This window comes from Sphingobacterium populi, assembly GCF_001586775.1.
Lineage (GTDB): Bacteria > Bacteroidota > Bacteroidia > Sphingobacteriales > Sphingobacteriaceae > Sphingobacterium > Sphingobacterium populi.
Window position 1 is genome coordinate 443,644 of sequence record NZ_LQXS01000001.1, and the last position, 23,406, is coordinate 467,049.

The following is a 23,406-nucleotide window of genomic DNA, read 5'->3' on the forward strand; positions in this document are numbered from 1 at the left end:
TCCAAGTCCATATTATTGGTAGTGTTGTTACATCAAATGTAATTAAAAAACTCAATAATCGTTTTAGCAGACAGTAGCCTTACGATAGTTTCTACCACATCATCAGCATGCGTTACAGAAATTTTGATTTGTTTTTTCGTAGGGTTAAGACTTTATTTAGGTGTTAAAAGACTTATTTTAACCCATAAATTAACCCCTGCGGCTCTATATTGCTTCTAGTGTGATCGGCTAGGCACAACCAAGCTAAGCAGAACGATAATTATAAACCAAATTCTCAACATTATGCAATCAAACCGTATTGTTCAAGTTGTCATCCGTACGACGCTTATGTCTGCAATGATGAGTAGTAGTGGCATATCGTCCTGCTCTCAAAATATCGCGCCACCTGTTGAAGAAGTAGGTGAGGCTGTAGATGATGCTGAATCGGAGATCGCACTGCGAAATCTTGAACGATCGATAGCACTGGTCGACATCACCATTCAGAAGCAATTTGATCCGCAAACTTTCGAAATGCGCCGATTCTACAATCCATTTACACAAGTTAAATCGGAAGAGCGAGCGTCGGTATGGATGTATACTGCCGGGATTGAGGCGGTTAATGCCATATTGGTTGGCCTACAAAAAGCAAAGCAAGCGAATGAAACAACTTTATATGATCAGCATTATCAGCGCTACGTGCAGCTATTGGATAATCTATACAATAATGCTGACTATTACTTAGGTACGTTTGAACTGGTTTCATACACACAAACACGCGAGTGGTCGGTGTACGCCGTTGATCGCGTCGGTCAAAAAGGACAGGCCAATGTAACGGGAGTACTCAATGTTTACGACGATCAAATGTGGCTCGTACGCGAGCTATTGGAATCGTACAAGATCACTGGAAATGAAGCGTATTTACAAAAAGCAGAATACCTGACCGAATATGTTTTAGATGGCTGGGATACGACCATCGATGAGCAAGGAAACGAAAATGGAGGCATACCTTGGGGACCAGGATATACTAGCAAACACGCTTGTAGTAATGGACCGCTAATTTCACCGCTAGTCTGGTTGCATGAAATCTACAAAAGTAAATCCGAACAGATAGAACAACGGTATATCGACCCTAAAGATCAACAAACACGACTGATCAAATCTGTTGACAAAGAAGCATATTATCTAGAATATGCCAAAAAAGTATACGAGTGGCAAAAGTCACATTTGTTGAACAGTGATGGCGTATATAGCGATATGATGGGCGGTTGTGTGCCCAACTGCGACATACAGTACGAAATAATCAATGGCGTACGATACCGTGCTAATACACCATTGCGAGATGCTGTTGGTGAAGCGTTTACCTATAACAGCGGAACCATGCTTTCCGGCGCAGCGATTTATACCGCGCGACCAAAGACGAATCCTATGCACGTGATGCACGTGAACTAGCTCAAAAGAGTTTTGTACGATTTGCCACCTTAGGACAAGATGTACCCCAGCACTATACTTTTGGAACAAACGGATTTAAAAATTGGTTTAACGGCATTCTGTTGCGAGGATACAAAGAGTCCGCCGCTTTATATACACAAAACGATGCCTACCTCATGGCTTTTCAGCGAAATCTAGATTACGGTTTTGAGCGCTACAATCAAGAAGGATATTTACCCACCAATCTACTAACTGGCTGGGGCGATGAACGCGACGGACAAGGCGTTGAAGGCATGTTCATGTTTGCTTACAGCGCACAATATGCTTTACTAAGCGAGCATCATTTGGCAGCCAAAAAGTAATTAACTGACAATGTTTCTCGCATATTATGGGCAAAGAAGCCTATCAGCGTGTTGGTTGAAGGAAAAGAAATGATGGATCCTTTGCATTGGGATGGCGGATCGAAGACATACCTTCTGGCATTTGAAAATAATGCAGCAGGTGTAACAGTCTAATGTGTGTGGTAGTCATCATTGGTTTAAATTGTGTTTGTTCGGCCGATCTTCGTTATGGAGATCGGTTTTTGTCCTTCATAAAAGCGGCTCATCATATACGATGAGCCGCTTTTATTTTTTTGTTGCTGTAAGTTATGCACTTATTTAGCATTACTATGTTCATCAATCCAATCTTGTATTATTCTCCAGTCATAATAGTGAAATACACGACCATTGCTCATGGCAATCAACATGCCATTAGGAAATTGAGGTCCTAAATCTAAATTAATCGCATCAGCGCCATCGCATTCGACTGCCGATACCGGAATTTCGCACAACAAAGTATGTGCATGTGGATTGGATTCTGTGCCTGCTCGGTTATATACTAGAAAAGAATTTTTTTGTTGATTAGAAACCAAGATGTAGCCTTCCTTATTTCCTTTTTTATAAATAGCAATGCCTTCGTGATCACGCAAAGCATCTTGTTGTCCGAAAAAGGCCAATTCTTCATTGCCGCCATCTGGGCTTGCGTAGTATTTACGCACTCCAGCAGTTTCGTCGGAGTAATACACATAGCCCAACTCATTATCTACAGCGATCGCTTCGATCTCTTTCTTGCCACTATACGTGCCGAATTTGCGGACGATCTCACCTTTTACCACGCCGTTTGCATCTGCCGACAATTTGTATTGCCACAAGTAGCTTCCCGAAGGCCCCGTCTTACGGCCAACAATTGCATAAATGGTTTGATTGGTTGAATCTGTTTTATCCGTATACAAGGCGATGCCCATGCCATCACGCTCATCTTCTCCCAATTCGCCTTCAAATATAGGAATACCACCATCGTCGATCGGTTTTAGATCGGGCAAAGCAAAAATGCGGATAGTATTAGATTTACGCTCGGTAGTCACCGCGATATCTGTTTTGACGCCGTTAATATCCAATCCGTAAGCGACGTCCACATTATTAGGGCGTTGCATGCCAATAAATTTATTGACAATCTTTCCTTGTAGATCATACACATACAATCCGCCATCCACCTCTTTATCCGTACCAATAACCAAGCTTTTTGCCGGGGCGGTCGGATGAATCCAAAAAGCAGGATCGTCGGTGTCGTACTCGGTTGGCTCGGTCACGATAGTTGGTTGGAGTGCATTAGGAGCAACGCTGGCCAGACGATCGCTACATGCGCCGAACAATAGGGCAATGATGCTTAGAGAAAATAAATTGTGCATTTTTTTATTTAGATGAAAAGTGTTGGTATAATACGGTCCCACCGTCGGCGTTTGCTTTAACGACTTGTACGATAAGTTGATTGTTCACGATCGAGAAAGTTAGGAATCCCGGTTCGGTTGCTGCGAATATGGTGCCTTCTCGTTCACCAGATTGGCGTACTTCACTTCCGGCACCCGATAGATATTGTGTTGTGAATCGTCCTGCTGGTTTGATGATTTGCAAATCATGTTCATGACCACAGATATAAGCATCTACTCTGTATTTGTCAAATAGGTCGGCAAATTGTTGTTCAAATTGTTTCGTGTCTTTGCTTTCCTTGCGTACACCTCCGCTATAAAGTGGGTGATGGCCGACAACCATCTTCCAGCCGATAGATGGATCGTTGTTTGCTAATTCTTGTTCCAACCAGCGCAGTTGTGCGGCCGTATCTTGCGCTACAATCCCATCGTATTTTTCAGGATTTTTGTGGTAGCTTTTGATAAAGGGATTGGTGTCCATGACCAACAACAGCAGTTTTTTGCCGTTTTCGAGTTCAAAAGTTTTCTTATAATAGCGATCGGGCATATTCCACCTTCGGCTCACGGCCGAATAATCGATTTGTGCTTGTACATTGCCGCGGTAATCATGATTGCCCAAGGCGACATACCATGGACGATATAAATTAGGATCCGTATAAATCGCTTCAAATGAAGAAATCCAGTGATAATCACGCGTGCTTTGTACGCCGTCAGGATAGAAATTATCGCCAACGGATAAAATAAATTCGGCATCGAGCGCGACAGTGGCATGCCCCATCTCACGAGCAACATCGCGCTGATAGTAATCGCCCACGCGTCCAAAATCACCCAATACAACGAAGTTAAAGCTGTCTTCGCTGTATGACAGTCCCTGAATATTTTTTCCTGTATATCCCGTTTGCTTTTCGTATTCGAAAGGACTAATTCTGTCTTGTGCTTGGCCATATAGGCAGCCGCTCAAAGCAAGAATAGTAAACAATGTGTATTTCATATTTATGCGGTGTTTATGACAGCTGCAACAGTGATTTTAGACTGTTGCAGCTATACCAGTTATGTGTATTGTTTAAGCGTCATTCTATAAATCAAACTTTAAACCAAGCGTATAGCGGGCACGATAATATTCTAATTGCATCATACGCTCGGTACTGCCTTGATAGTAGCGTAATGGTTGATTAGTCAGGTTGTTAGCTTCTCCAAAGATACGTAGCTTAGGTGTAATTTTGTACGATGCATTCGCATCTAAGAAAAACTGCTTATCATAATATGCGTCGTTGAAATCGGATTCGCCAATCTCATCCAGATAAGCTGCCGTAAAGTTGCTAGATAGACGTGCTGAGAATCGATTGTTTTCCCAAGAAAGGGATCCGTTGAACATGTGTGGTGCCGTTCTTGGCAATCCGAGTCCAGTACGTTCTTGGCCATCATCGTTGGTAATGCCTTTGGCTTTAGAATGGATGAATGTATAATTGGCGTACACACCAAAACCTTTCAAAAACCGTCCTGGCAAGAAATCTAATTGACGTTGAAAAGCTACTTCAAAGCCATAAACATCGACGTTATCCCCATTGCGAGATTGTACCAACGACCATTGTCCGGCATCATCTACAGGAATCGGATTAGTCACATTCGGGAAGTCGGCAGCAAATTTTTCACGATTATAATTAAGGTCGCTGTATTTGTAGATGAAATTGTTCAGGCGTTTGTAAAATATGCCTCCGGATACTAAGCCGACATTTTGGAAGTAGTTTTCTGCCATAAAGTCGAAGTTGTGCGCGTACGTCGCTTTGAGGTTAGGATTACCTGCAGTGATTTCTGTATCATCTGGAATGCTGTTTACGTAAGGTGCCAGCGCATAATAATTTGGTCTTGCCAAGCTGGTGGTGTATGCAGCACGTAAGATAAAATCTTGTGTAATAAGATGTTTGAACGTGACGCTTGGCAAAATATTCAGATAGTCGTTCTTATTATTGACCGAACCGATCAAATCTTCCTCGTTCTCGACATAATTACCCGTGTAGTCGATCTTTGTCCACTCCATACGTGCGCCCACGATCATCGAAGTACGATCTGTAATATTTTGATCCCAACGCAGATAATTGGCGAATATCAATTCTTTGGCGCGGTAATTTACGGCCAAGAACTCTTCTGGATTTACTTTTTGTGTAAATAAGCTCGGATTGCTGAAATCCAAACCGCCCAAATACCGTTTATCTACAAACGAACCGGGTGTGTATTGACTGCCTGGGGCATAGTTGTCGCCGCTCCAGTGCTCTAGTGGCATGCTTCCCATTGCACCGAGTGGACTGACAGGTTCGTAATCAAAAAAGATATTATCTCTTGACTTGGATTTGGCACGTAGGCGAGTTCCGACGCGCAAACGTCCTTTTTGATCTCTGATGACGCTGAGTGGAAAGCGGAAATTGGCCTTAAATCCAAATTCGTCTTCGGATGTGTAATTGTGGTTTTCCGACAAATCCCTCAGTGCAAACTGCGAATAGTCTTGGTATGGATCTCTGATTAGCGGCCTAGACATATCGCTTAGATCTTGATCTAAGCGTACACCGCTTTGCTGAAATTGCATGTATCGCTCATTCGGACGATCTTCAGATGCTTTGGAATAATTTGCTGCCCAATCAAAATCCAAGGTAGATGTCAACAAATGCTCACCTCTTAACGCAAAATTCATTACAGTTTGTCGTTCCAAGCGTGTATTGTCATTCCTATTATTGTCGATACCTCCTTTGGTTTCTCTGCGGATATTTCCAGTATAGCTTTGTGTATCTTCATCCCATTTTATACCCGTGTAGCGTGCTCTGTAGCGGTTTTCTCTATCATCGCGCCAATTATATATCGCATTCACTTCGATACGGTTACGTGAATTGAATTCGTAATCTGAAGCGAGTGATACACTACGACGAATACGTTGTACATCATATTTGCGAATGTCCATTTCGCTCATGCCTATGCGGCCATCGAAATCTTTCCAAGTAGCCTCAATGTTATCCGAACCGAAATTTTGAGCTTGTAGAGTGCCGCTAAGTACGACGCCTAATTTATTTTCTAGAAAACGATTGCCATACACTAAAGCACCATTGTACAATCCTTTGCCACGGATCGGCGCATAACCACCACTTAATGTGGCTGATATACGTTGTTTATTTGGAACAGCGCGCGTGATCAGATTTACCGAACCGCCAATGGCATCAGCATCCATATCGGGCGTCAACGTTTTGTTGACTTCGATTGTAGAAATCATATCTGCCGGGATTAAATCCATCTGCACATTTCGGTTATCACCTTCTGCCGATGGAATACGATCTCCGTTGATCGTTACCGAGTTCAATTCGGGAGAAAGTCCACGTATAATGATGTTCCGAGCTTCTCCTTGATCGTTTTGCATCGTGATCCCTGGTACGCGTTTGAGTGCATCGCCAATATTTTGATCGGGAAACCGACCCACTTGATCGGAAGAGATGATGTTAGTAATGTTGCTATTGTTTTTTTGTTGATTCAATGCTTTGGCTTGACCTTTGGCGATATCACCAATAATATTAATCTCTTGCAAAGAATGGCTCAATGGTTCAAGCAAGATTTGCAAATTTTCCTGTTGACCATTGTTGGTTATCTTTTGTGAATACATCTGATAACCCATATAGTTGACGGTAAGAGTGTAAGTGCCAATAGGAACGCCCAAAAATTCGAATGTACCAGTCGCATCGGACACCGTGTGTCGATTCGTTTCTTCCAGTCGAAGTGTGGCACCCGGCAAAGAAAAGCTATCACTGGCATCCAATATCTTTCCTTTTAAAATGGTAGTTTGTGCAATAGAACTGGTACAAATTAATACCAAGGCTAACGTATAAAATAATTTCATGTAGGTAGTTTGAATTTTGCACAAAACTATTCTACCTGCAATAAATACATGTTATGCCGTTGTTATGCTTAAGTTAAGTATATGACATCCATAATTTACTATACAGTATTTTCGATAATATCCTCTTGATTTTGAATCTGTTGCTTCTGTTTACAACATGTTATAAGTCGAACTTTAGGCCTAGGGTGTATCTCGCCCGATAATATTCTAGCTTCATCATGCGCTCTTCGCTACCTTGGAAGTATCGTAATGGCTGATTTGTAAGATTGGTTGCTTCCGCAAAAACACGAAGCTGAGGTTTGATTTTAAAAGTAGCGTTGGCATCTAAAAAAAACTGTTTATCATAATATATATCCTCGAATGACGAACTACCGATAGCATCTAAATACGCTGCCGCAAAATTGCTCGATATTCGTGCTAAGAAACGTTGATTTTCCCAAGATAATGAGCCATTGAACATCTGCGGAGCTGTTTTTGGTAAGCTTAATCCTGTACGATCTTCACCTTCTGCGATAGTAATTCCTTTGGCGATAGATCTTATGTACGTGTAATTAGTATAAATGCCAAAACCTTTTAAAAACTTACTTGGTAAAAAATCCAACTGTCGCTGAAATGCAATTTCAACACCATATAAATCTACAGCGCGGCCATTGCGCGACTGCCGAAAAGTCCATTGGCCAGCATCGTTATCAAGAATAGGATTAGGAAGATTTGGAAAATCGGAATCAAATTGTTCGGATGTGTAATTCAAATCTCGATACTGATAGACAAAGTTTTTTAGACGTTTGTAAAAGATGCCAGCAGAAACTAGTCCAATGTTTTGGAAATAGTTTTCGGCCATCAAATCATAATTCGTTGCAAATGTTGCACGCAAATTGGGATTGCCTGCTTCTATATTCCGATCCTCTGGCATACTGTTTACAAATGGTGCTAAAGCATAATAATTGGGTCTCGCTATTCCAGTGGTAACCGCGGCACGCACAATAAAATCGTCGGTAACTTGATGCTTGATCGTGATACTGGGCAACACGTTTAAATAATCATTCTTATTCGAAATCTGTTCAAGACGATCTTCTTGGATCTCAACATAATTACCGGTATAGTCCAGCTTAGTCCATTCCATACGAGCACCCATAATTATAGCGGTACGGTCGCTGATGTTTTGATCCCAACGAAAGTAATTGGCAAAGATCAGTTCTTTTGCATGGTAGTTTACTGCCAAAAATTCGGAAGGATCTGCTGCTTCCGAAAACAGATCGGAATTAGTTAAATTCAATTTCCCCAAAAATTTTCGGTCGACAAATGAACCGGGGATATATTGGCTGCCAGGTACGAAGTTGTTTCCACTAATGTCGATGAGCGGCAAAGTACTCATATCACTAAAAGGAGGAATCGGTGTGTACCGATAAAAAACATTGTCTCTCATTTTTGTTTTAGCGCGTAAGCGGGTGCCTAGCCGAATTCTACCTTTTTGTTGCGGGATCAAGTTTATCGGGAATCGTATGTTGGCTTTAAAGCCAAATTCATCTTCCTCTGTATAATTATGATTCTCAGTCAATCGATGTAACGTGTAGAGCGAGTAGTCATGATAATTATCCAATACCAGCGGTCTAGTGGGATCAGTCAAATCTTGATCTAATTGGATGTTGTTGGGCGATTGATATTGAATATAGCGCTCGTTTGGCCGATCTTCCAATGCTTTGGAATAGCTGGCTGCCCAATCGAAGTCAAGCGAAGAGGATAGAAGATGTTCACCCCGAACGGAGAAATTCATGACTTTTTGTGTTTCTAATCGAGTATTTCTATTGGCCGAATTGTCTAGTCCGCCTTTTGTTTGTCTTCGCACTCGGCCCGTATAACTTTGGAGCGTTTCGTTCCAAGTCATGTTTGTATATCTTGTTCGGTAGCGATTTTCGCGATCATCTCGCCAGTTGTAAATAGCGTTAATTTCGATGCGATTCCGTGCATCAAACTCATAATCGGATGCTAGTGAGAAACTCCTACGAATCCGCTGCACATCATAGCGCCGTATATCCATCTGGCTTAATCCAGTCCGGCCATCGGCATTCGACCAGATCGCTTCGATATTATCAGATCCATAATTCTGCACTTGTATAGTGCCGCTCATTACTACTCCTAATTTATTGGCTAAGAAACGATTGCCGTAAATTAAGCTACCATTATAAAGTCCTCTTTCGCGGATTGGCGCATAACCGCCACTCATGGTGGCAGATATGCGTTGTTTGTTAGGGCTGGCGCGTGTGACAAGATTGACGGATCCTCCGATGGCATCAGCATCCATATCGGGTGTCAATGTTTTATTGACCTCTAGACTCGAAATCATATCAGAAGGTATCAAATCCATTTGCACATTGCGATTGTTGCCTTCTGCTGAAGGTATCCGATCGCCATTAATAGTTACCGAACTCAACTCTGGCGCGAGCCCGCGAACGATAAGATCGCGTGCCTCGCCTTGATCGTTCTGTACGGCAATACCAGGTACACGTTTTAGCGCATCACCAATGTTTTGATCTGGAAAACGACCTACCTGATCCGATGATATGATATTAGTGATATTAATGTTGTTTTTCTGTTGGTTCAATCCCTTTGCTTGCCCTTTTGCCATATCGCCAATAACGTGTACCTCAGCAAGTTTGCGACCGATGGGGTTCAAAAGTATTTCTAGATGTTGTTGCTCGTCGCTCGCCGTTATTTCCTTTTTAAAAACTTGATAACCCATGTACTGTACCGTGAGTATGTAGGTGCCCACTGGTACGCCCAAAAATTCAAATGAACCATTTCCGTCTGATACGGTATGTCGGCCTGTGTTTTCCAAACGAAGTGTTGCGCCAGGGAGCGAAAATTTGTCACTGGAGTCCATAATTTTACCTTTTAGTACGATGTTTTGGGCGTGTAGGCTTAGGCTTAAAAACAGTAGGAGTAGGAGTGTGAATAGTTTCATTTTTGCATTTAAATTTTAACTTCAAAAATATATTTGTAATAATAAATTAAAGTAATTGATATGTTATGATGATATTAAGCCTAGTACAATGTCACTTTCATACCACAAGATTGGTTGCATCGTGTTACAACCCTAGTTCCTGAATGGATATTTCACGCATTTCAACTTTGCGAACTTTGCCTGAAACGGTCATTGGGAACTCTTCAACAAACTTCCAATACAATGGTATTTTGTATTGAGCAATTTTGCCTTCACAAAACTGCTGTAATATCTCAACATTTGGGGATACGCCTTTTTTTAGCTTTATCCATGCCATTACAGCTTCTCCAAATTTGGGGTCGGGCACGCCGATTACTTGTACATCTTGTATATCCTCGTGTTTATACAAGTATTGTTCGACTTCCAACGGTGATATATTTTCACCACCACGAATAATCATATCTTTTAATCGTCCTGTAATTCGGATATAGCCATCTTTGTCCAAAATGGCCTCATCTCCACTATGCATAAAGTTATCCGAATCGATCGCTTGGCGAGTAGCAGCGTCATTATCCCAATATCCCAGCATGACTGCGTATCCTTTAGTACACAACTCGCCTGGTGCTCCGATCGGAACGATTTCGCCAGTATCGGGATTTACTATTTTGATCTCTAAATGATCTTGAATACTTCCTACGGTACTTACCTGCTTTTCAAGTGGGGCGCCAATGACGGTTTGGCAACTTACAGGTGATGTTTCTGTCATCCCGTAGCATACGCTAACTTCATGCATGTGCATCTTACTTTGTACTTGCTTCATAATTTCGATGGGGCAGGGAGATCCAGCCATGACGCCCGTCCGTAAAGTAGAGAGATCAAATTCTGCAAAATTAGCCATTTGCAACATGGCAATAAACATTGTCGGGACACCATATAGTGAGGTGCAGCGCTCGTCTTGCACAGTTTTTAAGGTAATCTCAGCACTGAAGCTTTCGGTCGGAATTACGATTGTGGATCCATGAGAAGTACATGCCAAATTTCCAATGACCATTCCGAAGCAATGAAAGAAGGGAACGGGAATACATACACGATCTTGCTCCGAATAGTGTAGCCTTTTGCCAATAAAATATCCGTTGTTTAGAATATTACTATGCGACAGTGTTACTCCTTTAGGAAAGCCGGTTGTGCCTGATGTATATTGAATATTGATGGCGTCGTCATAATGCAAATTTGCTTCTGCCGTACGCAATGCTTCTTCTGTAATAATGCTTCCTGCGTGCAGGAAAGCTTCCCAGTCTCTATCCAAGAATATCACCTTTCTTAAGTTGGTATTAGGCAATACGTGTGCTACCATACTTTCATAGTTACTCGTTTTGAAGTTACTTGCCGATATTAGTACCGAACTACCAGATTGGTTTAATACATATTCTAATTCTGATTTGCGATAAGCCGGATTAATATTTACCAAAATTACACCGATACGTGCTGTCGCATATTGAATCAATATCCATTCATAACGATTCATGGCCCAAATGGCGATTCGATCTCCTTTTTTCGCACCCGTTGCCAATAGGGCTTTGGCCACTTTCGATGTTTCTTCCCACAGTTCTAGATAGCTGATTCTGTACTTTTGCCAGTGCGATACAATAGCATCTTGCGCTGGGAATGCGGCCACTGTACGTTGCAAATTAGCGGCAATGGTTTCTTTCAATAGAGGAACCTCTGCTTTCCCTTTAATGTGTGATAATGTCATCATAATATTTGGCTTATATGATCAAACAATTTAATGTTAATTCAACTTACATGTACAACAGATTAAATTTTACGATTTATCAAAATGTACTATTGGTGTAATTTTAGTAGTTTTGGTTAAAATAAGTAAAAAGTAGCAGTTTATAATTTTATTATGAATAAATACCGACTTCTTCTGCTAGCGGCTCTCATCTGCTTCGGGGCACAGGCGCAAAATTTAAAAGCAGTTAACTATCATGATGGCCAACAGAAACTGTCTGGATTAGTTACGTCCAACGCGGATCAGCAGTTGCCGGGAGTACTCATTCTACCAGCATGGAAAGGTATCGATCAGGAGGCCAAAACTGCTGCACTCGAATTAGAAAAGGAAGGTTACATCGCTTTTATTGCAGATATCTACGGAGAAGGTAATATTCCGTCGGATAATAAGGAAGCTAGCCAGATAGCATCGCATTATAAAAATGATTATAAATCGTACCAACATCGGATTGCTCTTGCACTCGCAGAACTTAAAAAGACGAACGCTTTATCCGATCAGATTGCCGTGATTGGCTATTGCTTTGGTGGCACAGGAACATTGGAAGTAGCTCGAGCAAATATGGATGTGTGTGGCATCGTTTGTATCCATGGCGGCTATGCAAAAGCGCCCGATCGAACCAATTCGACCATTCATGCAAAAGTGTTGATCGAGCACGCCGCCAATGATAAGTCTATTTCAAAAGCAGATTTTGATCAGCTCGTGCAGGAATTAAATGATGGCAATGCAGATTGGCAAATCATTACTTATGCAAACTCAGAACACACTTTTACCAGTCTAGAGTCCAGCGATTATAATCCCGTAATGGCTAAAAGAGCTTGGAATCATACCTTAATGTTTTTGAACGAAGTCCTCAAATAAGTGCTAATGAAAACTTGTACATCCGTAATCGGCGTTTTCGCTTGATATTGAGTAGTTGTATGAATAATACGAAAGATAATAAGTTGATCGAAGTGGCTCAATTTGGTAAGAGCATGGCGATAGGATTAAGTGTAAATCAAGATAATCGCGTATTTGTATCTTTCCCCAACTATGATGGTGCTGGCCATTTGGCCTTGGCAGAAGTAGTAGATGGTGAACTACATCCGTATCCTGATACGGCCTGGAACAACAAAAGTTTGGAGCAAAGCCGTTTCCTACGAATACAAGATCTGTTTGTAGACGCAGAAGATTTCTTGTGGGTGCTGGATTCCAAACCCGCGGCGTCTGGAGACATCTTTGCTACTGGAGGAAACGAAAAATCCGGGCATTTCAAATTAGTGAAAATCAATACACAAACGAATCGGGTGGAAGATACTTATTTGTTTGAGGATTTGGACAAATCCAAGTCGGCTTTGAACGACGTGAGAGTCGATACTGAAAAGAACCTGGCTTACTTTTCAGATCCTGGTACAGCATCTATCGTGGTGTTGGATTTGCAGACTAGAAAAACGCGCCAAGTATTAGCCAATACCAATTTTACTTTAGCGGATGACATTGTTTTGGAATATGACGGTGTAAAAATGCAAGATAAAGATGGCAATCCATTTTCTTCACACATCAACAGCATTGCGCTGACGCATGATTTTAAGTACTTCTATTTCAAGCCGATCAATAAGCGAAACCTCTATCGCATCGAAACAGCTTATTTGGCCAATACGACACTTACCGATCAAGATTTGAGTGAAAAAGTGGAAGATTTGGGGGATGTAGGTATTACGCATGGCATGGTCGCTGATGCGATAGGCAATATCTATTTTGCCTCATCAGAAGATTTTAAGATAACGTACATCACGGCCGACGGCGTACTTAGCACTTTGCTAGAAGACCCACAATTGATCTGGCCTGATTCTTTTGGTATCGGTACGGATGGATACCTCTATTTTACTTGCGCGCAATTACAAAGATTGCCGCAATGGAACGATGGTGATGATAAAACGGACTATCCGTACAGAGCGTTTAAAGTGCGATTGCCATAAAAAAGTAGCAGATGCCCGTTTAGTTTAGGCTTAAAGGTTGCGCGCTTCTATAATATTGCTTGCTCTCGCACACGATTAATCGCTAAAAGGCTCTAAATTCCGTTTTGTCGTTTTCGGTATGCACTCGGCGTTTCGCCAGTCAATTTTTTAAATAACCGGTTGAAATACGATATATTATCAAACCCCAGTTCATAAGCAAGTTTCTGAATATTGATATTTTCAAGCACAATCATTAGCTGTGCTTTCTCGATCTTTTTTTGATTGATGTATTTTCCCGGAGTACTTCCTAGCTGCTTTTTGAAGGCTCTAATCAAGTGATCTTTCGTCAGAAATGAAATTTCCGCCAATTCGTCGATACCAATGACCCGATGCAAATTTTTGTGGATGTGATCCAATACTCGGATCATACGCTCGTCGGTATGGGGCAATTTTTCTGTAGCGCCCGATAGAAATCGCGAAAGCAGTTGTTTGATAATCGCTTGACTTTCAATTTCTAGTGCCAAAGGCGTGTGGCTATTTAATGCTAAGTTTTTGATAAGCTCCGATGAGGTGTCGTAAGAAGACGGATCATAAATAGAAAGCTCACGTTCGGGATTCAAGAGATGTAAGCGATCTACCAACATCGCGACAAGCGTATCACTTTGGATCTCCATCGGAAAATCCAAGCGATCAAAGATGGAACTTTTCTGATCTAATTTTTCGTATATGTGTATATAATAGAGTGAAAATTCTCCATCACACGCATAACTATGCTGCGTGTGTGAGGGCGTTAGATACAAATGGTTCTCCTTTAACTGATGAAACACGCCATCCCGATGTATTTTAGCACTTCCTTTCCGCACAAGATGTAGTCTGGCAAATGGGCTGTTGATGTTTTTCCAGTTCCAATCGGCATGATGTTCTGCATATCCAATATTCAATAAAATAAAATCTAAAGGATACTTTTCATTTTGCATACCCGAAGTTGGTTAGTTTTATAATTAGGGGAAATTACGCTTTTCACACTATATTTTTATAGTTATTCTTTGATATCGATTAAATATAGCAAAGGAGGGATGATAATATCATTTTTAGCAACTATCAAGCGCAGAATATTTATCCGCATATCGAAGAAGATTGGTTTCTTTCGTTTTGTGATTAGAGTGAGGTCGTATCATTTACGCGCTTAAGTTTACTCTATAATCGTTTACCGCAGCAAAATAGCGAAGTAAATAGTAATATAATTTGTGCCAGATAAAGAAAATGTCGATAATGTTTAAGTTTATGTCGATATCGTTTTTACATTGTTTACTTAGATAGAGTACCTTTGGTATAATAAATAACAATTATAAACCCGCAGATCAACAGTTTTTACGAAAAGTAGAACTAAGCGTTGACTTGTACGTAATTTTAGATCACTAAAAAACTAGTTATGGATAGAAGAACCATGATCAAAATATTGGGGACTGCAGTGCCTGCATTGTATTTAAGTAATGCGTTAAAAGCTGCTGAAAATTGGACTAAAGTACCTTTTAATCCCACGTGGTCATCACTAGAAAATTATAAAGTACCTACTTGGTTCCGAGACGCCAAATTTGGCATTTGGGCACATTGGGGACCGCAATGTGAACCAGAGCGTGGCGATTGGTATGCGCGTGGCATGTACCAAGAAGGATCCGATCAGTACAATTATCATGTGGAGAAATACGGACATCCTTCTAAATTTGGATTCAAAGATGTTATTAACCGCTGGAAAGCAGAGCAATGGGATCCAGAGGCATTGATGGATCTGTATAAAAGGACAGGTGCGCAATATTTTATGGCACTAGCCAATCATCATGATAACCTAGATCTGTATAATAGCAGTCACCATGCTTGGAACAGCCTCAACTTTGGTCCTAAAAAAGATATTGTTGGAGGTTGGGAGAAAGCTGCTAGGAAAAGAGATATGCGTTTTGGCGTGAGCGTGCACGCAGCCCATGCGTGGACTTGGTACGAAACAGCTCAACGTTCGGACAAAGAAGGTCCTTTGAAAGGTGTCCCTTACGATGGTAAGATCACGAAGGCAGATGGAGAGGGAACTTGGTGGAACGGTTATGACCCACAAGAATTATATGCGCAAAATCACGCTTTAAGTAAAGATAGCTTGAACGACCATAAAATCCACGAACAATGGCATTGGGATGTCAAGACCGGAGTAAGTGTGCCAACAACTCCTTATTGCGAAAATTTCAGAGACCGTACTATCGAACTTATTGATAATTATAGCCCCGATGTGGTTTACTTCGATGACACCGCGCTTCCGCTATGGCCGATCAGTGATGTTGGCTTGGAGATCGCTGCTCACTACTATAACAAGAGTATGGCGAAAAACAAAGGTAAGAATGAAGCCGTCATCAATGGAAAGATACTCGATGAGCAGCAACGCAAGTGCATGGTGTGGGATATAGAACGCGGACAAAGTAATCGTATCGAGCCCGAGCCTTGGCAAACCTGTACTTGTATTGGACAATGGCACTACGATCGTAGGGTGTATGATAACAATCACTACAAATCGGCCAAAACGGTGATTCACATGCTTGCAGATGTAGTAAGTAAAAATGGAAATTTACTACTAAGTGTACCACTTCGTGGCGACGGCTCATTGGACGACAAAGCCCGTCACGTAGTCGAAGGCATAGCAGATTGGATGGAAGTAAATGGTGAATCCATCATCGGTACGCGGCCTTGGCATAGCTTTGGAGAAGGTCCGGCACAGGAAGAAGCACCCGAGCTACATGCGCAAGGTTTTAATGAAGGTAAAGGCAAGCCTTTTACCGCAGATGATATCCGTTTTACTACAAAAGGAAATGTGCTGTACGCCATAGTAATGGGCTGGCCCAAAACAGACCGTGTTCGTATTGCCTCACTCGCTAAATCTGACGGTGCCGATACCAAAAAAATTAAGAAAGTTTCGTTATTAGGACAGAAAGGATCGCTGTCCTTTCAACAGCAAAAAGATGGCTTGCATATCACCATGCCCGTAAATGCAGTTGAAAACACGATCGCGGTCGTATTTCGGTTGTCTTAGTAGCGAGTAAGATTAGGTTTATTTATTAGTTTAATACCAGCGACGTTCGGGTTTCAAACCTTGAGCGTCGCTTTCTTTTTTCTCGGCGCTTCATGCTCGCTATCAAGTCGATATTGTGTTATTTTTTATCGATTTAAGATGGTCATTTCTTATTGCAATCCACCTAATTTGGCTTCTACTTAAATAACCAATTATTAAGCTGAATCAAAGTCATTATTCGTATTTCGCCGAAAGCGCAGGACTTTTCTACAGATGATTTTAAGTAAATCATTGCACGCATAAAGCTGCTTTTGTGATAGAAAATTCTTGCCTCTTTTTAGGCCATTACAATGGTGATCTACCAGACAAGACAACCAATTTTTATTAACCTAAATAGTATTTAGTATGACACGAAGAATATGTCTATTCCTCTGTAAAAAGCAAATCTATTCCATAGCTGCTGTTTTACTCTTGCTGCTCGTCGCCGGCTTTGACGCGCAGGCACAACGAGTGACCGTATCCGGTACCGTAAGAGATAGTACGCAAACCATGAGTGGTGTTACCGTGCATTCGGCTGGTGGCGATGCTATCGTAAAAACGGATCAAAACGGGCAATACCTCATCAGTGTTGCCATGGGCAGTACGCTGACTTTTTCCTTTATTGGTTATCAAACTCAAACCCTGTCTTTGGCTCAATATACTCCACTTCCTAGCGGGGAGTATAAGATCGATGTCGCGCTGCTTTCCAATGCGTCCGATCTGGAAGAGATGACGGTAGTCGCGTTTGGTAAACAGAAAAAATCCAGTATGGTGAGCGCAATCACTACGGTCAACCCAGAAGAATTGAAAGTGCCATCCAGCAATTTGACGACCGCTCTCGCAGGGCGAATAGCTGGTGTGATCGCTTATCAACGTAGTGGAGAACCAGGGCAGGATAATGCTTCCTTCTTTATACGTGGGGTCACGACATTTGGGTACAAAGTCGACCCTTTGATCCTCATCGACAATATTGAAGTAAGCAGTACGGAGCTTGCGCGTATGCAGCCCGACGATATCGAAAGTTTTTCTATCATGAAAGATGCTACGGCGACGGCATTGTATGGTGCGCGAGGTGCGAATGGCGTAATCCTAATCACGACAAAAGCGGGAAAAGAAGGGCCAGCAAGGATTTCGTTTAGAGCAGAAAACTCTATTTCTACGCCCACACGAAATGTGCAGTTGGCCGATCCCATCACTTATATGGAAATGGCCAATGAATCTGTCCTAACCCGAAATCCGCTCGGAGCTACTCCCTATTCGCAGAATAAAATCGATCAAACTAGAAATGGCGGGAATCCCTATATCTATCCAGCTGTGGATTGGATGAATACGCTATTGCGCGACTATACCATGAATCAACGGTATAATTTCAGTGCAAGTGGAGGAGGGCAGATTGCACGGTATTATATAGCAGGAACGATGAATCAGGACAATGGTATTTTGAAAGTAGATCAGCGAAATAATTTCAACAGCAATATCAACCTCAAATCATACCAATTGCGATCCAATATCAACTTAAACATGACCCCTTCTACGGAGGTAATCGTGCGCTTGTCTGGTAGTTTTGATGATTATCGTGGACCGATAGATGGCGGTTCTGGCATGTATTCAAAGATTATGCGCTCCAGTCCGGTAGATTTCCCAGCTTATTTCCCAGCCGAATTAATGCCACGAACCAATCATATTCTATTTGGTAATGTCGAGGGTGCTTCGCTAATCAATCCGTATGCAGATATGGTGAAAGGGTATAAAGATTATTCCAAATCACTGATGAACGCACAATTTGAGGTAAAACAAAACCTCAGTGCCATCACCCAAGGTTTGAGCGCTAGGGGATTGTTCAACACGTCGCGCTATTCTTTTTTCGATCTAAACCGAAACTATAATCCTTTCTATTACCAAGCATCTGGTTATAACCCCGTGACGGACAGATATACATTAGCTTTGCTCAACGAAACATCCGCAACCGAATACCTCAACTACAATGAGGGTGCAAAAGATATAAATACCACTATTTATATGGAGGCGGCAGTGAATTACATCAAGACGTTTGAAGAAAAGCACGATGTAACAGGTATGCTGGTGTACATCAGGCGGCAGCAGCTTTTTGCTAACCAAGGCACTTTACAACGATCACTTCCTTATCGCAATCAAGGCGTGTCCGGCCGATTTACATACAGTTTCGATAATCGGTACATGGCAGAGGTCAACTTTGGTTACAATGGTTCCGAGCGGTTTTATCAAACAGAGCGCTACGGTTTCTTTCCAGCAGTTGGAGCGGGATGGTACGTTTCCAACGAACCGTTTTGGACACCGCTGGCGCATACTGTCAACAAACTGAAGCTTAGAGCAACCTACGGTATGGTTGGAAATGACGCCATTGGTGGGCCCGATGACCGTTTTTTCTATTTATCTGAAGTTAATATGAATGATGATGGTCGCGGTAGTGTTTTTGGCGAAAATTTCAATTACTACCGTCCGGGCATTACAGTCAATAGATATGATAATCGGCTGATTAGTTGGGAGAAATCTAAAAAACTTAATACCGGCGTAGAATTGGGGCTATTCAATTTTCTGGATATTCAGGCCGATTACTTCCACGAGATTCGAGATAATATTTTGATGGATCGCGCCGCGATACCCACCACGATGGGGCTTTCTGCAGGCGTTAGGGCAAATGTTGGAAAAGCCAAAGCATACGGTATGGATATTTCTGTCGATGCCAATAAATCGTTTGGCGATTATTGGATTCAGATGCGTGGAAATTTCACCTATGCAAGGAGCGAATTTTTACAATATGAAGAGCCTGAATATGCCGAACAATATAAGCTGAGGCCAGGAAACTCTATTAATCAAACATTCGGATTAGTTGCCGAAAGGTTGTTCGTAGATGATTTTGAAGTGGAGAATGCGCCTCGTCAAAACTATGGGGAATACATGGCAGGCGATATTAAATACAGAGATCTGAACGGCGATGGCCGCATTACCAATCTAGATCAGGTGCCGATCGGTTTCCCGACAGTGCCCGAAATCATCTATGGTTTTGGTTTCTCTACTGGTTACAAGGGCTTTGACCTATCCGTGTTCTTTCAGGGATCTGCACGTTCATCGTTCTGGATAGATCCGAGAGCGACTGCACCATTTGTGCCGTATAATTATCCTAACGAAACTCTTCCAGGTACACAAAATGCACTGTTGGAAGCGTATGCAAATGATTATTGGTCAGAGAGCAATCGCAACTTATATGCTCTATGGCCAAGGTTAAGCAACAATATCAACGAAAACAATGTGCAAACAAGTACTTGGTTTATGCGCAACGGTGCATTTTTAAGGCTCAAAACATTGGAGTTTGGTTATAGCTTGCCACAAAGAACGATAAAGCGTGCTAAGCTTAGTACAGCCAGAGCATATTTGAGCGGAATTAATTTGGCCAGCATCAGCGGTTTCAAATTGTGGGATATAGAGATGGGCGGCAACGGCTTGGGCTACCCCGTTCAACGAGTTTTTAATATTGGACTTCAATTAGGATTTTAGATGAAAAGATATGGAATAATCAGTTTGTTATCCCTGTTGGTGATGACAGCCTGTCAAGATTATTTGGATATTGTCCCAGATAATGTCGCTACGATAGACAATGCATTTACGAACCGCAATGAGGCAGAGAAATTTTTATTTACTTGCTATTCGTACCTGCCTCAAGAAAGTTATGTATATGAAAATCCTGCTTTGTTGGGCGGCGACGAACTATGGACTTACTGGCCGATTACAGGACTTAGCAGGCTACCGTCTTTACCACAGCAAATCGCCCGTGGCAATCAGGGTATTGTCGATCCTTACCTAAATTATTGGGATGGATGGCAAGCCGGAAAACCCTTGTTTAGAGCACTCAGGGATTGTAACATATTTTTGGAGAAAGTCGACCAAGTGGTAGATCTGGATCCGTTTATGAAGGATCGCTGGGTAGCTGAAGTGACTTTCTTGAAAGCATACTATCACTTCTACCTGATGCGCATGTACGGGCCTATTCCCATTGTAGACAAAAACATTCCTATATCTGCTTCCAAAGAAGAAGTACGCGTGTTTAGACGGCCGGTCGACGAAGTTACGGATTATATAATTAGCCTAATTGATGCTGCTGCGCCGCAACTACCAGATATCATTCAGAATCGAGCTTCCGAATTGGGTCACATCACCAAACCTATTGCTTTAGCCATCAAAGCAAGAATCTTGGTGACCATGGCGAGTCCGTTGTATAATGGCAACAGAGATTATGCCTCCTTAACCAATAAAGATGGTACAAAACTGTTTGCAGAACAGGAAAGCGATGCCAAGTGGACGCGCGCGTTGCAAGCTTGTGAGGAGGCCATCGCGGCCTGCGACGTAGCCAATATTAAGCTGTTTAAATTCAATAGCAATCTGGTTGATATCAATGAGCGACTTCGGCAGGAAATGGATTTGAGAAATAGCATTGCCGAACCTTGGAACGAAGAAGTGATCTGGGGCTTTACCAATGGTACAGGCTCGGGTATTCAATGGCAAGCTATGCCCCGCTTAAATCCGGCTTACTCAAGCAATGAAACAACGACTGGGCAATTGGCACCAACACTGAAAATCGTCGAAAACTTTTACACGCGTCGCGGCCTGCCCATCAACCAAGACAGGACTTGGGATTACAATGGAAGATACGATTTAAAAACGGCCGATATAGAGGAACAGGATTACCTGCAACAAGGCTACACCACAGTCGCTTTGCATATGCAGCGAGAACCGCGCTTTTATGCCAGCTTGGCGTTTGACGGATCACTTTGGTACATGCAAAATGGCACATGGACAGTGCAGGCAAAAGCGGGCCAGGCACAGTCGCGCAAATCTGCTTTTGGATATTCAATCACAGGTTACTTTCCCAAAAAATTAGTCAATTGGAAATTTGTCATTCAGGCCGGACAAGCCATATCTGTTGAACAGTATCCGTGGCCAGTGATTCGATTGGCGGACCTATATTTATTGCATGCTGAAGCGGCAAACGAAGTTCACGGTTCGACCGATGTCGCGTTCGAATACCTAGATCGCGTCAGAGAGCGTGCCGGAATTCCAAAGCTTCGCGAAGCTTGGAGTCAGTATGCCAGAAATCCGGAATTCATTCAAACAAAAGAGGGACTTCGTGAAATCATTCATCAAGAGCGCATGAATGAGCTGGCTTTTGAAGGTCATCGCTTTTGGGATCTCCGACGCTGGAAAGAAGCTTCCGAAGAAATGAACAAGCCGGTATACGGTTGGGATATTGATCAAGAATTGGCTGGTAACTATTACCGCAGAAAACTTTTATACAGCCAACGCTTCACGGCTCCCAGAGATTATTTGTGGCCAATTAGCGAGTACAGCATGGTGGTCAATCCGAATTTAGTTCAAAATCCAGGGTGGTAATAAATGATGTTATGAAAAAAATACTTTATATAACTTTTAGTATAATCATGATCAGTATGATCGGATGTACCGAAGATAAACTAGCGCCTCTCTATTCCGAAGGGGATAGTCCCGGCAACGTGACGGTGCAAAATGTAGAATCTTTGCCTGGCGCGGTCAAAATAACATACAGTTTACCGGCTGATCGCGATTTGCTGTATGTGTTGGCAGAATATACAGATAAATATGGACGGACAATTCAGGGCAAATCCTCCACATATACCAATACGCTGACTATTGACGGATTTGCTGATACGGCATCATACGAATTGTCTTTGTATGCGGTGAGTCGTACCGAAGTACGTTCAACCGCTACTTCGATTCAAGTTAAATCCCTTTTGCCGCCGGTCTACCAAGCAAGGAATACAGTCGCGCTGCGATCCGATTTTGGCGGGGTCAATGTATCGTTTAATAATGAAGCCGAATCGCCCTTAGCTTTAGTTGTCAGCTACAAAGATAGTCTGGGAAGGTATGTCGACACTGAGACCTTCTACACCTCTACAAAAGAGGTTTCATTTACGGCTCGTGGCTTTGCTTCGAAAGAAACGGAATTTGCGGTGTATCTCCGAGATCGGTGGAATAATCGAACGGACACCATATTTGAAAAATTGGTACCTATTTTTGAAAAAGAGCTGGATAAATCCCGTTTTCGTGCCGTCAGTTTGCCAACCGATGTGGCTGTAGGTTGGGGATTACCTATTCCTAATCTTTGGGACAATACGATCACTGAAGAAGGTTACATGTGGCACTCTACAGATGCACCTATGCCGATGCATATCACATTTGATCTAGGCGTGGAAGCCAAGTTGAGTCGTTTTGTGCTCTGGCAGCGACAAGGGCAATGGATTTACAATCACGGCAATCCGAAACGCTACGAAGTGTGGGGATCGGTCGATCCACCAAATAATGGCAGTTGGGATAATTGGACTTTGCTTGCCTCATGTGTTTCAGAAAAACCATCCAAACAACCATTAGGTAGCAATACATCGGAAGATGTAGCTGCGGCAGCGCGCGGCGAAGAATCCAATATATCTTTAGATGCACCGCGCGTACGGTATATACGCCTCAAAATATTGGAACCTTGGGTGGGTAAAGGTGGACTGGCCTCCCATGTCTCCGAAATGACTTTCTTTGGTAACGATAATTAAAATACTTATGAA

The 23,406-nt window shown here is 42.3% G+C and carries 14 protein-coding genes; 8 read left to right on the forward strand and 6 right to left on the reverse strand.

Features of this window, described 5'->3' with window-relative positions; all coding sequences use genetic code 11:
• The first annotated feature begins 282 nt into the window (after window positions 1-282).
• Both A0125_RS01675 and A0125_RS15725 read left to right on the forward strand, forming a co-directional pair.
• Window positions 283-1,428 (forward strand): glycoside hydrolase family 76 protein, encoded by a 1,146-nt coding sequence (locus tag A0125_RS01675; protein WP_197464723.1) that lies wholly within the window; start codon window positions 283-285, stop codon window positions 1,426-1,428.
• A gap of 155 nt (window positions 1,429-1,583) precedes the next feature.
• Window positions 1,584-1,769: a hypothetical protein gene (locus tag A0125_RS15725; RefSeq protein ID WP_197464724.1), complete on the forward strand. Its 186-nt coding sequence runs from the start codon at window positions 1,584-1,586 to the stop codon at window positions 1,767-1,769.
• A gap of 293 nt (window positions 1,770-2,062) precedes the next feature.
• On the opposite strand, the gene A0125_RS01680 is transcribed toward A0125_RS15725, so the two are convergent.
• The 5 genes from A0125_RS01680 to A0125_RS01700 form a co-directional block, all read right to left on the reverse strand.
• Complete coding sequence (locus A0125_RS01680) at window positions 2,063-3,136, reverse strand: phytase (RefSeq protein WP_066751214.1); 1,074 nt, start codon at window positions 3,134-3,136, stop codon at window positions 2,063-2,065.
• 4 nt (window positions 3,137-3,140) lie between these two features.
• The gene (locus A0125_RS01685; RefSeq protein WP_066751217.1) at window positions 3,141-4,145 is read right to left on the reverse strand and encodes a metallophosphoesterase; all 1,005 of its coding nucleotides are present in this window, start codon (window positions 4,143-4,145) and stop codon (window positions 3,141-3,143) included.
• Window positions 4,146-4,229: 84 nt separating this feature from the next.
• A complete protein-coding gene (locus A0125_RS01690; protein WP_066751221.1) occupies window positions 4,230-7,028 on the reverse strand; it encodes a TonB-dependent receptor in 2,799 nt (932 codons plus the stop codon).
• A 160-nt stretch (window positions 7,029-7,188) separates the two neighbouring features.
• A complete protein-coding gene (locus A0125_RS01695) occupies window positions 7,189-9,990 on the reverse strand; it encodes a TonB-dependent receptor (protein ID WP_066751229.1) in 2,802 nt (933 codons plus the stop codon).
• 124 nt (window positions 9,991-10,114) lie between these two features.
• The gene (locus A0125_RS01700) at window positions 10,115-11,725 is read right to left on the reverse strand and encodes an AMP-binding protein (protein ID WP_066751232.1); all 1,611 of its coding nucleotides are present in this window, start codon (window positions 11,723-11,725) and stop codon (window positions 10,115-10,117) included.
• Between the two features lie 150 nt (window positions 11,726-11,875).
• Here A0125_RS01700 and A0125_RS01705 point away from each other — a divergent pair, with 150 nt between their 5' ends.
• Entirely contained in the window at window positions 11,876-12,619 is a 744-nt protein-coding gene (locus A0125_RS01705) for a dienelactone hydrolase family protein (RefSeq protein WP_066751235.1), read from the forward strand.
• 59 nt (window positions 12,620-12,678) lie between these two features.
• Window positions 12,679-13,716 carry an L-dopachrome tautomerase-related protein gene (locus A0125_RS01710; protein WP_066751244.1) on the forward strand — a complete coding sequence of 346 codons (1,038 nt, stop codon included), beginning with the start codon at window positions 12,679-12,681 and terminating at the stop codon, window positions 13,714-13,716.
• A gap of 92 nt (window positions 13,717-13,808) precedes the next feature.
• On the opposite strand, the gene A0125_RS01715 is transcribed toward A0125_RS01710, so the two are convergent.
• Window positions 13,809-14,672 carry an AraC family transcriptional regulator gene (locus A0125_RS01715; RefSeq protein ID WP_066751246.1) on the reverse strand — a complete coding sequence of 288 codons (864 nt, stop codon included), beginning with the start codon at window positions 14,670-14,672 and terminating at the stop codon, window positions 13,809-13,811.
• 455 nt (window positions 14,673-15,127) lie between these two features.
• On the opposite strand from A0125_RS01715, the gene A0125_RS01720 reads away from it, so the two are divergent.
• From A0125_RS01720 to A0125_RS01735, 4 genes are all read left to right on the forward strand, one after another.
• Window positions 15,128-16,765, forward strand: a complete 1,638-nt coding sequence (locus A0125_RS01720; protein WP_066751247.1) for an alpha-L-fucosidase — start codon at window positions 15,128-15,130, stop codon at window positions 16,763-16,765.
• A gap of 384 nt (window positions 16,766-17,149) precedes the next feature.
• Window positions 17,150-20,317, forward strand: a complete 3,168-nt coding sequence (locus A0125_RS01725; RefSeq protein ID WP_066751251.1) for a SusC/RagA family TonB-linked outer membrane protein — start codon at window positions 17,150-17,152, stop codon at window positions 20,315-20,317.
• Window positions 20,318-22,207 carry a RagB/SusD family nutrient uptake outer membrane protein gene (locus A0125_RS01730; protein ID WP_066751254.1) on the forward strand — a complete coding sequence of 630 codons (1,890 nt, stop codon included), beginning with the start codon at window positions 20,318-20,320 and terminating at the stop codon, window positions 22,205-22,207.
• Window positions 22,208-22,218: 11 nt separating this feature from the next.
• On the forward strand, window positions 22,219-23,394 hold the full coding sequence (locus tag A0125_RS01735; protein WP_082784847.1) for a DUF5000 domain-containing lipoprotein: 1,176 nt from the start codon (window positions 22,219-22,221) through the stop codon (window positions 23,392-23,394).
• Window positions 23,395-23,406 lie beyond the last annotated feature (12 nt).

Bases quoted from the DNA above. Each gene is read 5' to 3' on its own strand.
- A0125_RS01705 (WP_066751235.1), top strand. From the start codon at position 11,876: ATGAATAAATACCGACTTCTTCTGCTAGCGGCTCTCATCTGCTTCGGG.
- A0125_RS01695 (WP_066751229.1), bottom strand. From the start codon at position 9,990: ATGAAACTATTCACACTCCTACTCCTACTGTTTTTAAGCCTAAGCCTA.
- A0125_RS01730 (WP_066751254.1), top strand. From the start codon at position 20,318: ATGAAAAGATATGGAATAATCAGTTTGTTATCCCTGTTGGTGATGACA.
- A0125_RS01690 (WP_066751221.1), bottom strand. From the start codon at position 7,028: ATGAAATTATTTTATACGTTAGCCTTGGTATTAATTTGTACCAGTTCT.
- A0125_RS01710 (WP_066751244.1), top strand. From the start codon at position 12,679: ATGAATAATACGAAAGATAATAAGTTGATCGAAGTGGCTCAATTTGGT.
- A0125_RS01725 (WP_066751251.1), top strand. From the start codon at position 17,150: ATGACACGAAGAATATGTCTATTCCTCTGTAAAAAGCAAATCTATTCC.
- A0125_RS01685 (WP_066751217.1), bottom strand. From the start codon at position 4,145: ATGAAATACACATTGTTTACTATTCTTGCTTTGAGCGGCTGCCTATAT.
- A0125_RS01720 (WP_066751247.1), top strand. From the start codon at position 15,128: ATGGATAGAAGAACCATGATCAAAATATTGGGGACTGCAGTGCCTGCA.
- A0125_RS01735 (WP_082784847.1), top strand. From the start codon at position 22,219: ATGAAAAAAATACTTTATATAACTTTTAGTATAATCATGATCAGTATG.
- A0125_RS15725 (WP_197464724.1), top strand. From the start codon at position 1,584: ATGGCTTTTCAGCGAAATCTAGATTACGGTTTTGAGCGCTACAATCAA.
- A0125_RS01715 (WP_066751246.1), bottom strand. From the start codon at position 14,672: ATGCAAAATGAAAAGTATCCTTTAGATTTTATTTTATTGAATATTGGA.
- A0125_RS01700 (WP_066751232.1), bottom strand. From the start codon at position 11,725: ATGATGACATTATCACACATTAAAGGGAAAGCAGAGGTTCCTCTATTG.
- A0125_RS01675 (WP_197464723.1), top strand. From the start codon at position 283: ATGCAATCAAACCGTATTGTTCAAGTTGTCATCCGTACGACGCTTATG.
- A0125_RS01680 (WP_066751214.1), bottom strand. From the start codon at position 3,136: ATGCACAATTTATTTTCTCTAAGCATCATTGCCCTATTGTTCGGCGCA.